We start from the raw sequence: 13,939 nt of genomic DNA on the forward strand, positions 1-13,939 counted from the left end.
ATGAAGCTTCTCAGCGAATGGAGCGTATAATTCAGTAAAAGCCCCTATTGTATAAGTGAAATTTTTTAGCCTTTTGTCATCTTAAAATGGCATTTTCTGTAATTGGTCGAAACGGTTTAAATTAAGATATAATTAGTATAATTTTTGATTTTATGTACTGATGGTTTATTAATTTTGCGCCCTTAAATTATCAAGAATCTCAAATAGAGATAGCAACCTGCAATAACGAGCAAGGTGCTAAAAGCGATAAGCCAATACCTTGGAAAAAACGTTAAATCCTTCCTCTTGTATTTGCTATAGCTCTAAACGTGATTCTACAAATAACCATATATGACTCAAGTAAAAGCTGTAACAGCCAATGCAAAGGCACTTATTCCATTTTTAATATTCATTGCAATATTTCTAGGCGTAGGCATTTTTCAAAATGATTTTTATGCCCTACCCGCTCCTATTGCCGTAATTGCTGGTATACTGGTAGCATTTCTCATGTTTAAGCAATCTATGAAGGAGAAAATTGCCATTCTTTTAGAAGGGTGCGGTAATGATAAAATTTTGACCATGTGTCTTATATACTTATTGGCAGGAGCATTTGCAGCGACAACCAAAGCTATGGGCAGTGTAGATGCTATTGTTCATTTAGGTCTGGATGTTATCAGCGGACACTATATATATGTAGGTGTGTTTGTAATTGCTGCATTTTTGTCTATTTCTACGGGTACCTCTGTAGGGGCTATAGTAGCGCTGGCTCCAATTGTAATTGGTTTTGCGGATACTGGTAATTTTTCGCTGGGTATTTTGTGCGGTGCCTTGTTAGGAGGTTCCATGTTCGGTGATAATCTATCGGTAATTTCAGATACCACCATTGCTGCTACACAATCACTGAACGTAAAAATGAGTGATAAGTTCAAGGCGAATATCAAAATAGCTGTACCTGCTGCCATTATAAGTATGGCCATTTTAATGTATGAAGGTCTAACCATGAATACCGTAGGAATGGAAATGGAAGAGTATCATTATTCCATTCTTAAAATTTTGCCTTATTTAATTGTAATTATACTTTCAGTAATAGGTGTGAACGTTTTTGTGACGCTTGTATTGGGCGCAATTTCGGCTGGAATCTTAGGTGTCTTTTATGGTGATTTCACCGTGTTGGAATTTACAAGAATATCATATACAGGCTTTACCAATATGACGGAGATATTTCTTTTATCATTATTAACGGGTGGTTTGGCCGCTTTGGTGACGTACAATGGCGGTATAGCGTTTATACTATTAAAAATTAAAACTTTTGTAAAAAGTAAGAAGTCGGCACAGTTTGGTATTGCAACATTGGTATCAACTATTAATATGGCAATTGCGAACAATACGGTCTCCATAATTATATCTGGACCCATTGCTAAATCTATTAATGATGAGTATGCTTTAGAGAACAAACAGACAGCATCTATCTTAGATGTTTTTGCTTGTATAACTCAAGGGTTATTGCCTTATGGAGCTCAAGTACTTATGATTTTGAGCTTTGCAAAGGGTAGTATAACTTATTTGGACCTTGTAGGTAATACTTGGTACCTTTTGTTATTATTGGTGTCTACTGTGTTGTTTGTAGGATTAAAATCTAAAAAGTAAATAGCCTACAGGAATATTAAAAAACATTCTCAATAGCATTTAAATAAGGTATAATAAAATGTAGCGATTAACTTTTCATCAAATTCTCTAAATCTTCAGGTGTTCTAGGTAAGTCCGAACTTAACACTTCACAACCATCTTCCGTGATTAATATCATATCTTCTGTAAATACTGAAATATTGTTATCATGATTATAATACCACGGCTCTACAGTAAATACCATGCCTGGTTTTAAAAGTGCATTCGATAAGTTTGGATCGCCTGTTGATAAGCCTAAATGGTGACCAAAAAACAAACCTACTTGCATATATTTTTTTGAGTGTTCAGGAATAATGGTATTGGTGAATTTCTGCACATCCTTAAAGGTTATTCCTGGTTTTAAAAACTTAATAATTTCATCAGCAATTTTGGTTTCCATCATCAGAATCTCTTTTTGTTCATTTGTGAATTTACCAGAAACCGGAAATGTTCTTCCTATATCACTTACGTATTGTTCATATTCGCACCCTACATCAAAAATAACAAGATCTCCATTTTGCATAATACGGTTTCTCCGATTATAATGTGTTGCTAAAATTCTCCAGGGCCAATGAGAATTTGGTCCGGATTTTATGATGGACCCAAAGGCTAGCCTTTGTGAACCATTTTTCTTGAAATCGCCTTCTAAAACGCCTTCTAAATAACGTTCGTCTATTCCTGGTTTTATAGCTTTTGCTGCCTCTTTAATACCTTTAACTGTTATATTTGCCGCCTGTTTTAAGATTTTTACTTCATTTTCAGATTTTATCATACGTACTTTGGCAATTGCTTCGTAGATATTTTCAAAACTTAAATCTGTATGTCTCTTTTTGATTGCCTCTAAAAGAACTTGAACAGGAGAATAGGTAGCTATGTAGTCATTGGGTGCAAATTTTACTTCACCAGGTCTACCGTTATTGATTAATATTTTAGATTTATTGGAGTTTTCTAAATTCAACAGATTGGTAAAATCTTCTATGGAAGCGAGTGGGATACCTGTTCTGTTTATGATACTATTGTCATATAATAGAGGTCTTCCGGGAAAATCATTTTTTCTAGAACTGTTTTCAAACCTGATATCCTGTTCTGGTGTATAGATAATAACTTTTTGATTATTCAAGTTCAAAACTAAAATGGCATTTGGCAATTCTAAACCGGTAAAGTAATAAAAATCATCTGTTTGCCTAAATGTTTCACCAAATGAAAATCCGTCTTTCGCGGGAATTAATACTAGCCCCTTTTTATTTAATTGGGCTAATTCAGTCATCAGATTTTCTCGTCTAGTGTTTAATTCTTCTTTTGTAAAAGGTAAATTAGTCCACTCAAAATAAGATTGCACCGGTGTTTGACCATTTACAACCACCATAGCTAAAATTGATACTAAACATGTTAAAATTACTTTCATTTTCTACTTTTACTTAGATTGGTTATCAGAAGTGCTGTGCTCAGCTAGGTAATGTGCCAAAATTTTCTCAACGAGTTCATCTTTAGTCAAATGGTGAAATACCGTTTTAACTTTCGTTCTAAGTTCATCTGAAATTTCTCTGTTCGGTTTTGTTTTAAATATTTTCTTGGCCCATAATAAAGTGTTGTTCTCTTCAATACTTTTGGCGTCCGCTTTTTGATATTTAGAAAAAGAAATACCCAATTCTTTCTCAAAATCGAAAACTTCTGCAACCTCCTCTTTTTGTAAAATGGTCAAAGAAAGTCCCTTTGCCCCTGCTCTGGCCGTACGTCCACTTCTATGCACATAAGCATCGTAGGTGTCTGGCAAATGATAATTTACTACGTAACCCAATTCTTTAACGTCTATACCTCTGGCAGCCAAATCGGTAGCCACAAGAATTTTAATGTGTCCCTCTCTAAATTGCCCCATAATGCGATCTCTAATAGGTTGAGATAGACTACCGTGCAACGCTCCCGAAGAAAATTTATTTATAGCCAATTTTTTTGCCAGTTTGTTTACGGCGGCCTTGGTCTTACAAAATATGATTCCGCTTTGCCCCTCTTTTGAATTCAAAAAATGTGTTAATACATCTAGTTTTTCAATGGGCTCCACAACTAAATATTTATGATCAATGCCTATATGACCAAGGGTAGACATATCAGCTTCAATATGCACCACATGTTTGGACATATAATTTTGCACCATTTGTTTAATGGCACCGGACATGGTTGCAGTGAATAGAAAAGTGCGTCTAGCTTTAGGTATGCTAGCAATAATGGTATCTAAATCGTCTTTTAATGCAGTTACCATTTCATCGGCCTCATCTAAAACCAAATACTTCAGTTTAGTAATATCTAAAGCTTCGCGTTTTACTAAATCAACTAATCTACCAGGTGTAGCGACAATAATTTGGGTAGGAGTTTTAAGTACCTCTATTTGAGGTTTAATGGGAATACCACCACATAAAGCAGCAATGGAAATATCAGTATTATTTGATGTATACGATATTAAGTTGGCATGAATCTGTTGTGCCAATTCTCTTGTTGGTGCTAAAATAACAGCTTGTACAGCTGTACTTTTGCTGTTTATCAATTGCAATAATGGTAGACCAAAAGCAGCGGTTTTTCCAGTTCCTGTTTTTGCTAAGGCAACAAGGTCATCCTTTTTGTCCAAAATTATAGGAATGCATTTCTTCTGAATAGTGGTGGGTTCGGTTATCTGTAATTCATCTAGACTTTTTTGTAAATCCGTAGAAATTCCTAAATCTGAAAATTGGCTTGGCATAAAATGATTTTAAACAAAGATAGGTACACTTTGGCTAGGGGCGGATATAATCGGTGGAAACGATTTTGTAAATTCATATTAATTAGAAGATATGATCACTTATTTATATTTGTTCCCAAGTAATCCACCTATCCATACCTTCTTTGTACCATTTATCGCCCTGTAAGAACAGAAGGTCATTACTACGTTCTACTCTAAATTCAATAGGCTGATTATAGATCAGTCCGTTTTTCCAACCAATAAAACACTTTATTAATTTATCGATTTCTTCATCTGTAGTTAAGTCCATATCCATTTTATAGAGCTGTTGGATCAATGGAATAATTTCTTCAGAACTATGGCTATCATAATGTATTAAAGGAGATAATCTAATAATCTGCTCATTGGGTTTATTGCCCGTTGCAGCTTTTAAGAACATCATAGCAATGTAATTGGCGGTGTCTGGCGGTTGATATAATATGGTTTTAGCTTGGTGCAGTACCGTTTCTTTAAAAAAATTAAATTGAGGTTTCCATTTTGAAAAATGGAATTTCTTTCTTCTGAATTGAAGCGCAATTTGTTTCCAGTTCCAAAAGTCCCTTTTAGAATCTGCTGACATTAAGGAATTGCTGGTGCCAAGAGAAATTACACGAATGGTCTTAAGGTCAACACCAAGCTTGTATGCTTCAATGATTCCCGCTAAAATAGGATTGTTGAATCCGCCTAAGGCTCCGTCCCAAAGCTCATAGAATATATCGCTACCCTTAGCCTTAAAGCGTGCAGGAAAATCAAAATATTGTACGGGAGCGTTAGATGAAGCGTTTATGGCCTGTGTAAGTCTAACGGAATCATCTCCTTCGGAATTCGATGAGAACGATTTGAAGAATTTTGCACGATTGTTCAGTGCATCGTATGTTGCAACAACAATTTTAAGTGAATCCTTTCCAATGAGTTTTGGAAGTCCATCCATTTGTATTTCATCGATTTCTGGAAATAAGCTCTCAAACGCTTCCTTTTTTCTTTTGGCACTATATTTAGGTCCGAAACCTGCATTGAAGAGTCCGAGATAATCCACCGGAAAATAGCGGTCTTTAAAAGTATTTTTATGAAATATAAGCTCCCTGTTTCTTTTCTCCTTAAAAAGGGCAATTGCCTTATCTAATGTATAATTTTCTGCCAATGCCGCCAACACGATACTGCCCCCTGAGTTTGCAATAATTAAATCAAATTTTTTAAGTATTTGGTGACCGTTTAAATTTCCGTAACGATCTTTTAAGGTAAGCAATTGAATTATTGCCCAACTTCCGCCGCCATCTAAAGATAGAATTTTATACATGTGTTATGGAATACCTACTAAGGTTAGATGTTGTAGTAAATGAAAAGGACGTGGGAACTACCTTTATTTGACATCTTAAAGTTAGTGAATTATCAGATAGAGCCGTTATAGGATGTTCTTAGAATTTATGAGGTTTTGTTGTTTTTATTTAAGTTGAAAGTTATGCGAATAAAAAAAGCAACTATTAAAGAATAGTTGCTTTTGATATTTTAAGGATTTTGTTATTTCTTTTTCTTCTTACTGAACTTTTCTGCACAAGTAGCGGCATCTATAGGTTCACCATTATTTTTATAGCAATGAACTGCTTTTGCGCGTTTACTTGAACTATTATAATAGAAGAATACACCTTGTTGATATTGTGGTCTACCGTAATAATTGCCTGGAGGTACTATAACTTTGCCATTATTGTCTATTATTGAACTGGTACCATCAAAATGTAGGATTTTAGAAAATTTACCATTTCTATCTGCATAGTAAAAATCATTAAAATCTTTATAAATTATTTTTTTGTTCTCAATAGAAAATAATGCCCTATCACTTCTACCTTCTGCATTTTTACGTTTCAATAATATAAGTTTATACTTGTTCACATATTCATAACCTTTGAACCCTTCAGATGGATCGACAAAAAATACCTTGTTGTCAAAATCAAAAAGACCTACATTTTGGTTTAAAGTTAATACCGCTAAGCTAGGTTCGTCTACGTTGTAGTGAATGTCATCATAGAATGTATTGAAAAGCAAGGTTTTAGATGCTGTATCAAAGTAATTCATTTTACCTTCTTTATTGAAAACTTTAAAATATTTGTTATTGTATTCTACCTTTTCATATTCAAATGGTATAATCGTATTGTTGGTGTTATTTATGAGACCCCATTGGTTATCTTTAACGGCAATAAAGGTATCTGTAAATAGTATGTGTCTCATTTTATCATCAACTTGTCTAAATGTATTAACAGGAATTAGTTGCTGGTAAATGGCGGGTACTTCCCAGCTTTTGGTATTTAAATTATAAATGCCCCAAGCTTTTGAATTTGCATCTTCCGCAATTATTTTTTCATTAAAGGATAGGTATGGATCCAATCTTTGTGCATTTGGTACGTCGTTAAATGAGAAAATATCACTAAAATTAGCTGGTATTGAACTCATATCCTTTAGATTAATTACTTTTTTGGAGTTATCTCCATCGGTAACAATAAAAAAATCGTTTTCAATTTGTTTTACGCTTTTGTATTTAGGTTCTATAATAATTTCTCCTTTGCCATTCATTAAACCTTCCTGTAAATCATATCCCCAGCCCTTACTAGGATCTGGTTTATTATAGTGTATAGTAAAATAATCTTGGTCCTTGCTGAAATAGTGCTTATAGACCCTAGACATATTGGATGAAAAATAATATTCTGATTTTGAATTGATTTCACTGTCAATTTTATTGCCAGAGGCATCAACTGCATGTAGATTTATAAATTTGTCATTTTCTTTTTTGCCGTAATCGTTAATACCGGTTACTATATCTCCCGTGAAGAAAATATTGTTGGTTGACATTTCCGTTTTAAAATCGTATAGATTTTTTAAAATGTTTCCCGAACTATCGGTAAATGTGCTTTGATTATCTTTTTTTATTGTTAGATAGTTATTAATAAAAATTGAACCCGGTTCGTATTTGGCATTAATAATTTTCTCTTTTAATTCATCGGTAGGTTTGTGATACTGTAAGTCTATAGTAACATATTTATCTTGTGCAAATACCGAACTTAAAGATATAAAAGCGATTAGGAAAGGAAGTAATCTCATAAAAATTGTTTGGGTTAAGTTTAATATTATTGTAACAACGTAAACGCGTTAAAGAAATTATATACAATTTGCGACAATAGGTTTAAACTTTAGTAAGGATTTAAATTTCACAAACTTATATTAAAAAATGAACGTTCATTCTTTTATTCGATATCTTTGTATAGGAAAATAAAATTATGGCAGCACTTCAAAAAAGTATAGACAAACGCAACGCATTGATAAATGCAACTATAGAGCTTGTAAATAATGATGGCTTTCATGCAACTCCTATGAGCAAAATTGCTAAAATGGCCTGTGTTTCTCCTGCCACTATTTACCTCTATTTTGAAAACAAGCAAGATTTGGTAAACAAGACATATTTAGAGGTGAAATCAAGTTATACAGCTTACGCTTTTGCTACTTATGATGAAACCATGTCGGTCAAAAAAGGTTTTGAAGTAATCTGGAAACGTATTGCTGAATTTAAACTAAAAGAAGATGCATACGCCATGTTCTTGGCCCAATGTGATAATACGCCCATGATAGATGAAGAAAGCAGACAAGAAGGGATAAGGCATTTACAACCGTTGTTAGATTTATGGAAAAGAGGAATTAAAGAAGGAGTTATAAAACCCATGTCAGATTATATGTTGTATGCCTATGCTATAAATCCGCTTTCCTTTTTAACCATTGCTCAAAATCGTGGTGCATTAGTTTTGGACGACAAACAATTGGAACTAGCTTTTGAGGCAGCTTGGAGCAGTATAAAAGTATGCGAATAGGATGAAAAAGACGGCAATTATTTTAGGAGCTTCTGGTTTAACGGGCGGCTTGCTTTTAGAGAAACTTATTGTTGATGATAGATATGAAAGCATAAAGTTGTTTTCAAGATCTAGCATAAAGGGTTTGCCCAATAAAGTGATGCAGTATATAGGTGACCTTTTAGAATTGGAACACTTTAAAAATGATTTTACCGGTGATGAAGTCTATTGTTGTATAGGTACCACCGCAAAAAAGACTCCGGATAAATCTTTGTACAGAGACATTGATTATGGTATACCTGTAGCCGCGGCAAAATTGGCGAAGGCTAATGGAATCAACACTTTTTTGGTTATTTCCGCAATGGGTGCAAATAAGAAAAGTAGTGTTTTCTATAACCGTACTAAAGGAGAAATGGAGCAAGAAGTTTTAAATCAGGCAATACCGAGAACTTCAATTTTAAGACCTTCTTTAATAGGCGGGGAAAGAAACGAACAACGATTACTAGAAAAGATAGGTCTGGTAGTTTTTAAAGTAATTCAGCCCCTATTCATTGGTCTCTTAAAGAAATATAGAATAATTAATGCCGACAGTATTGCACAAGCAATGCTCAATTTGGCAAATACCACGAGTAATACCGATGTTATAATTACGTCGAATGATATAGAACAATTAGCAAAAACAACTTAATTAAGATTAGATAATGGAATTATTGGATAAATTGAATTGGAGATATGCAGCTAAAGCCATGAATGGTGAAAAAGTTGCTGAAGATAAAGTGGAACGCATATTAGAGGCGGCACGCTTGGCTCCTACTTCTAGTGGCTTACAGCCTTTTGAAATTATAGTGGTTAAAAATCAAGAAATAAAAGAACAGATTAGACCGGTAGCATGGAACCAATCTATGATTACAGATTGTTCTCACCTTTTGGTATTTGCCGCTTGGGACACGTATACGGAAGAACGCATTAACTATATGTTCGACCTTACCAATGAAATTCGTGGTTTTAAAAATGAAGGTTGGGAAAACTATAGAAAGATGTTGTTGGATTCATACCCACAAAAAGATGAAGAGGAGAATTTTAACCACGCGGCAAAGCAAGCTTATATTGCTTTTTCACAAGCCATTGCTGCGGCAGCTTTTGAAAAAGTAGATGCAACGCCTATTGAGGGTTTTGATCCTGCAGCTGTAGATAAAATATTGGGTCTTCGTGAAAAAGGATTAAGAAGTGCGGTATTATTGCCGTTAGGCTATAGGAATGAGAGTGAAGATTGGTTGGTGAACCTTGTAAAGGTGAGAAAACCAATGAAAGATTTGGTTACTGTTATAGAATAGTAAAGTCAATGAACAATTAAAAATTAAAAGAGAAAGAAAATGAACAATTTTGAATTTAAGAATCCCACCAAAATAATTTTTGGAAAGGATACGATCAAAAAAATCGAAAGTGAAATACCCGCCAATGCTAAAGTACTTATGCTTTACGGTGGCGGTAGTATTAAGAAAAATGGCATTTACGACCAGGTAACCAAGGCACTGTCCAATTTTGATGTTATTGAGTTTGGCGGAATTCCTGCCAATCCAGAATATGATACATTGATGAAGGCGTTGAAGGTTATTAAGGATGAAAATATATCTTACTTGTTGGCAGTAGGCGGCGGTTCTGTAATTGACGGGACAAAATTCCTTTCTGCGGCAGCTGTGTATGAAGGTGACACCCCATGGGATATACTAACTAAAAATGTAAGAACCCAAAAAGGAATGCCATTTGGTACGGTTTTGACGTTACCGGCAACAGGTTCTGAAATGAATTCAGGAGCGGTGATCACAAGAGCGGAAACAAAGGAGAAATTAGCCATGGGCGGACCAGGATTGTTCCCAGAGTTTTCCGTGCTTGACCCACAAGTGATTACATCTATTCCTGAACGTCAATTGGTAAACGGTATTACCGATGCTTTTACACATGTTTTGGAACAGTACATGACATATCCTATAGAAGCATCGTTACAAGATAGATTTGCAGAAAGTATTATGCAAACGTTGATCGAAGTAGCGCCAAAGGTGATTAAAGACCCTACGGATTATAAACCTGCGGCCGATTTTATGTGGAGCTGTACCATGGCCTTGAACGGATTAATTCAAAAAGGAGTACCTGGAGATTGGGCCGTACACATGATGGGGCATGAATTAACCGCGTTGTTCGGTATTGATCATGCACGTACATTGGCAATTGTGGCACCAAGTCATTACAAGTATAATTTTGAGGCCAAAAAGGAAAAATTGGCTCAATATGGCGAACGTGTATGGAATATAACCGAGGGAAGTGTTGATGACAAGGCTTATGCGGCTATTGAGAAAACCGAAGCTTTCTTTCAAGAATTGGGCATAGACACGAAATTGTCAGATTATACCAAAGAATACGAAGGTACTGCTGAGGAAATTGCTAAACGTTTTACAGACCGAGGATGGAAATTAGGTGAGCGACAAGCTCTAATGCCAGAAGACGCTGAAAAAATAGTAAAAATGGCTTATTAACATTAAGTTTGAGTGTTGAAAAAGGGGGTGTCTTTACAAAAGGCAACCCCTTTTTGTTTTAAAGGTGCAATACAAGGTTTTTAGGTTATGAACAAATAAGATAAAACCAATATCTTCGCGCGCATTATGTGGATGTACCTTGGACTTTTAGCGGCATTATTTTTAGGATTACACAACTTATGCAAAAAACATGCTGTACAGGGCAATGAGGTTTTTCCTGTATTGTTGGGTACGATCTCATCGGGGTTTTTATTGCTCCTGCCCTTTTATTTTGGCTCCTTGTTCTTCAAGGAATATATGGTGTCCATAGATTTTTATATCACCAATATTCCTCTTGAAACTCACGGATTTATTGCAATTAAATCAGCGATCATGGCAGCATCATGGGTGTTGGCCTACCAAGCATTAAAGCATTTGCCCATAACCATTGTTACGCCCATAAGATCTGCTGGGCCATTTTTTACTTTTATAGGAGCCATTACCATTTATCAGGAAAAACCGAATTCATGGCAGTGGATCGGTTTTTTTCTTATCATATTTTCTGTGATTCTCTACTCAAGAATCGGTAAAAAAGAAGGAATCCACTTTAAGAGAAATAAATGGATTTTTGCTATTGTTGGAGCAACTTTTTTAGGAGCTTCAAGCGGTTTGTACGATAAATTTCTAATTCAAAGCTTAGCCTTGAATCCGCAAACATTGCAATTCTGGTTTTGCTTTTACACCGTTTTATTTTTATTGATTATACTTACGGTAACTTGGTTTCCGTATGCCGAAAAAAGAAAGGCATTTACTTGGAGATGGACCATACCATTGGTGGGTATTTTACTTCAAATTGCAGATTACTTTTACTTTAAGGCATTACAGGATCCGGATGCATTGATCATGCTTTTATCGGCCATTAAACGAAGTCAAATTCTTATTGCCGTGGTCATAGGTGGCTTTATCTTCAAAGAGCAAAATAAGCGTAAAAAGCTAGTTCCATTGGCAGGTATTATGCTGGGCGTTTTTCTAATACTATATAGCTAGTGCTTAAATATTCCTTCTAATTGGTATTGCCCCCTTGTAGGTAGTATCTTTGCACATGAACAGCTCGTTTAATTTGTATCATCATCTATGGCATTTAAAAAACTGAATCCGCATTTACTTGAAAGGTTGACAGCATTGGCAATTGAAAAGCCCACTTCACTTCAGAAGAAGAGTATACCGGTTATTAAAAGTGGTGCAAATGTATATTGTTATGGTCCTAAGGAGAGTGGAAAAACCACCGCTTTAATTTTGACAACTTTACAAAAATTACAGTGCAAGGCAGAAGGTAATGCGCCTAGAGCAGTGGTCGTTGTTGAAAACAAAGAAAAAGTGCTGGAGCTCTATGATAAGTTTTTTGAGTATACCAAGTATACGGATATGAGGCTCTATGCTAGTTATAAAGAACTGCATATAGACATTCAGAAGTCGGAAATTTTTGAGGGGATCGATGTATTGATTACCACCCCTACTACCCTACATAAATTGTTTTTGTTAAATGGTGTAAGTACTTCGCAATTAAAAATTTGCAGTATTGATGACGCTGATTTTTTAATTCAGAAATCCGATTATACCGCAATGGTTACGGTTTCACAAAGTATTAGAAAATGCCAGTATGTACTATATGCTGAAAAATTATCTCCAAAATTAGAGCGATTTGAAGATTTCTTCATGGAACGCGCACAGTATGTCTCTGAGTAAATACGTTTTACTTTTTATATTCTAAACCGTCTAAAACCTTAATGGTGCTTTCGTAACCAATTTTGAAGATCGTATCTATATTGCGCATATCAAAAGTTGCGAACTCACAAAGTTCATTAGGTGATATTACAAATTTACAAGTAGGGAATTTTGCAAGAGATTCTGCGGCTGATTTTATTTTGTATGCTCTTTCAAGAACATTGTAAGAATGTTTTAGGTCGTTAATGGCTACAGGTTTAAGAGCGTTTACATAACTGCCAATTATAGTTTTACAAGAGCCTAAGAGAGGTTCTACAGGGAAATTGTTCAGTACACCGCCATCTATATAATAAGACCCTTCTATATCAATTGGAGAGAAAACACCGGGAAAAGTTGCCGAGGCTAAAATTGGTTTGATCAATTCTCCTTTTTCAAAAATGACCAATTCGCCCTTTATAATGTCGGTAGCAGTAATAAACAATGGTTTTGGTAAGGCGCCAAAATTATCATTTGGAAAAAACTTTTTAAACTCGTCATAAAACTTTTCGGTATCTAAAAATCCGGGTTTTCTTCTTGCGAACCTATTGGTGTGAAAAATTGGGATTGCCTTGAAAAAGTCTAAAATTTCTTGCCATTGAATACCACCGGCGTATAGGGCACCAACTATGGCACCTGCACTGGTACCTGAAATATGGGTCGGAAAAATATTACATTCTTCCAAGGCTTTTATGGTTCCAATATGGGCTACACCTCTAATACCACCTCCAGATAACACTAACCCTGTATTCATGACCATTTATTTTATTAGGTTAAAATTCAATTTTCTGCCACTATTTCAAATTTTATCAATCCGCCATCAATTTCAGCCTTCTGTAAATATCCACCTTCATAATAGTACACATTTTCATGTTTTTTGGCGTTGATCTTTTTATAGACATGATTGCCTAAAGGTACAATGGTGTTAAAGCTACCATCTTGTTCAGAATAGCAACTATCAATACCTATTGGTTCTTTAAAATATAAAACTATGGTCGCGTAATGTATAGCATTTTCTATAACCGATTCTTTCTTTTTGTTTTTAGTAATTAGATAGGTTTTATCTGCACGGTTGGTGATGATATCGGCATAGGGTTTATCATCTACCCCAATGATTACGCTAGCCTTTTTTAATAGGTTATCCTCAAATACAACATCATATTTATAATCTACTTCAATTTCCTTGATCACCCTTGTTTTAATTGCCGTAATACTTTGATAATGAATTTTTGAACCATTAACAACTTTGGTAGCTTTTAGGGTGCCAATGGCTTTGTCTTTATTGATAATGGTAAAGTTTAGGGTATTCTTACTGCTATTAACAGTATTTGAGGTAGCACTTAGCAGAGTCATAGCAAAAATGAAAATACCAATTAGTTGATTTGTTGACGGCATTGGTTAATTATTGTTTTGATGATAAATAATGTAATGAAGTAGTAAATCTA

Annotated in this window: 13 protein-coding genes and 1 riboswitch; of the genes, 7 read left to right on the plus strand and 6 right to left on the minus strand. The window is 34.9% G+C overall.

Translation table 11 applies throughout. From position 1 onward, the window contains the following. The first annotated feature begins 182 nt into the window (after positions 1-182). Positions 183-279: riboswitch (SAM-I-IV-variant riboswitch) on the plus strand. Between the two features lie 51 nt (positions 280-330). Then, positions 331-1,626 carry a Na+/H+ antiporter NhaC family protein gene (locus VBZ51_RS11240; RefSeq protein ID WP_074673945.1) on the plus strand — a complete coding sequence of 432 codons (1,296 nt, stop codon included), beginning with the start codon at positions 331-333 and terminating at the stop codon, positions 1,624-1,626. Between the two features lie 67 nt (positions 1,627-1,693). Here VBZ51_RS11240 and VBZ51_RS11245 read toward each other — a convergent pair whose 3' ends face one another. From VBZ51_RS11245 to VBZ51_RS11260, 4 genes are all read right to left on the minus strand, one after another. Further along, positions 1,694-3,049, minus strand: coding sequence for an aminopeptidase P N-terminal domain-containing protein (locus VBZ51_RS11245; protein WP_416576984.1), 1,356 nt, complete (start codon positions 3,047-3,049; stop codon positions 1,694-1,696). 9 nt (positions 3,050-3,058) lie between these two features. Then, complete coding sequence (locus tag VBZ51_RS11250; RefSeq protein WP_416576985.1) at positions 3,059-4,375, minus strand: DEAD/DEAH box helicase; 1,317 nt, start codon at positions 4,373-4,375, stop codon at positions 3,059-3,061. A 103-nt stretch (positions 4,376-4,478) separates the two neighbouring features. Next, positions 4,479-5,690 (minus strand): patatin-like phospholipase family protein, encoded by a 1,212-nt coding sequence (locus tag VBZ51_RS11255; protein ID WP_416576986.1) that lies wholly within the window; start codon positions 5,688-5,690, stop codon positions 4,479-4,481. Between the two features lie 221 nt (positions 5,691-5,911). Further along, entirely contained in the window at positions 5,912-7,483 is a 1,572-nt protein-coding gene (locus tag VBZ51_RS11260; RefSeq protein ID WP_348101341.1) for a WG repeat-containing protein, read from the minus strand. A gap of 176 nt (positions 7,484-7,659) precedes the next feature. Here VBZ51_RS11260 and VBZ51_RS11265 point away from each other — a divergent pair, with 176 nt between their 5' ends. The 6 genes from VBZ51_RS11265 to VBZ51_RS11290 all read left to right on the plus strand — a co-directional run bounded on the left by VBZ51_RS11265 (position 7,660) and on the right by VBZ51_RS11290 (position 12,479). Next, positions 7,660-8,244: a TetR/AcrR family transcriptional regulator gene (locus tag VBZ51_RS11265; RefSeq protein ID WP_058102790.1), complete on the plus strand. Its 585-nt coding sequence runs from the start codon at positions 7,660-7,662 to the stop codon at positions 8,242-8,244. 1 nt (position 8,245) lies between these two features. Continuing rightward, positions 8,246-8,911 (plus strand): NAD(P)H-binding protein, encoded by a 666-nt coding sequence (locus tag VBZ51_RS11270; protein ID WP_416576987.1) that lies wholly within the window; start codon positions 8,246-8,248, stop codon positions 8,909-8,911. A 13-nt stretch (positions 8,912-8,924) separates the two neighbouring features. After that, entirely contained in the window at positions 8,925-9,557 is a 633-nt protein-coding gene (locus tag VBZ51_RS11275; protein WP_071342269.1) for a nitroreductase family protein, read from the plus strand. A gap of 39 nt (positions 9,558-9,596) precedes the next feature. Beyond that, positions 9,597-10,754 (plus strand): iron-containing alcohol dehydrogenase, encoded by a 1,158-nt coding sequence (locus VBZ51_RS11280; protein WP_099192901.1) that lies wholly within the window; start codon positions 9,597-9,599, stop codon positions 10,752-10,754. 126 nt (positions 10,755-10,880) lie between these two features. Next, entirely contained in the window at positions 10,881-11,780 is a 900-nt protein-coding gene (locus tag VBZ51_RS11285; RefSeq protein ID WP_291962861.1) for an EamA family transporter, read from the plus strand. A gap of 87 nt (positions 11,781-11,867) precedes the next feature. After that, entirely contained in the window at positions 11,868-12,479 is a 612-nt protein-coding gene (locus VBZ51_RS11290) for a DEAD/DEAH box helicase (protein WP_416576988.1), read from the plus strand. Between the two features lie 7 nt (positions 12,480-12,486). On the opposite strand, the gene VBZ51_RS11295 is transcribed toward VBZ51_RS11290, so the two are convergent. Continuing rightward, positions 12,487-13,248: a patatin-like phospholipase family protein gene (locus tag VBZ51_RS11295; protein ID WP_416576989.1), complete on the minus strand. Its 762-nt coding sequence runs from the start codon at positions 13,246-13,248 to the stop codon at positions 12,487-12,489. Positions 13,249-13,274: 26 nt separating this feature from the next. After that, positions 13,275-13,847: a DUF6134 family protein gene (locus tag VBZ51_RS11300; protein WP_416576990.1), complete on the minus strand. Its 573-nt coding sequence runs from the start codon at positions 13,845-13,847 to the stop codon at positions 13,275-13,277. Positions 13,848-13,939: the final 92 nt, after the last annotated feature.

Origin of the sequence: Maribacter sp. HS, assembly GCF_048059195.1 — a bacterium.
In the GTDB taxonomy this organism is placed as follows: domain Bacteria; phylum Bacteroidota; class Bacteroidia; order Flavobacteriales; family Flavobacteriaceae; genus Maribacter; species Maribacter dokdonensis.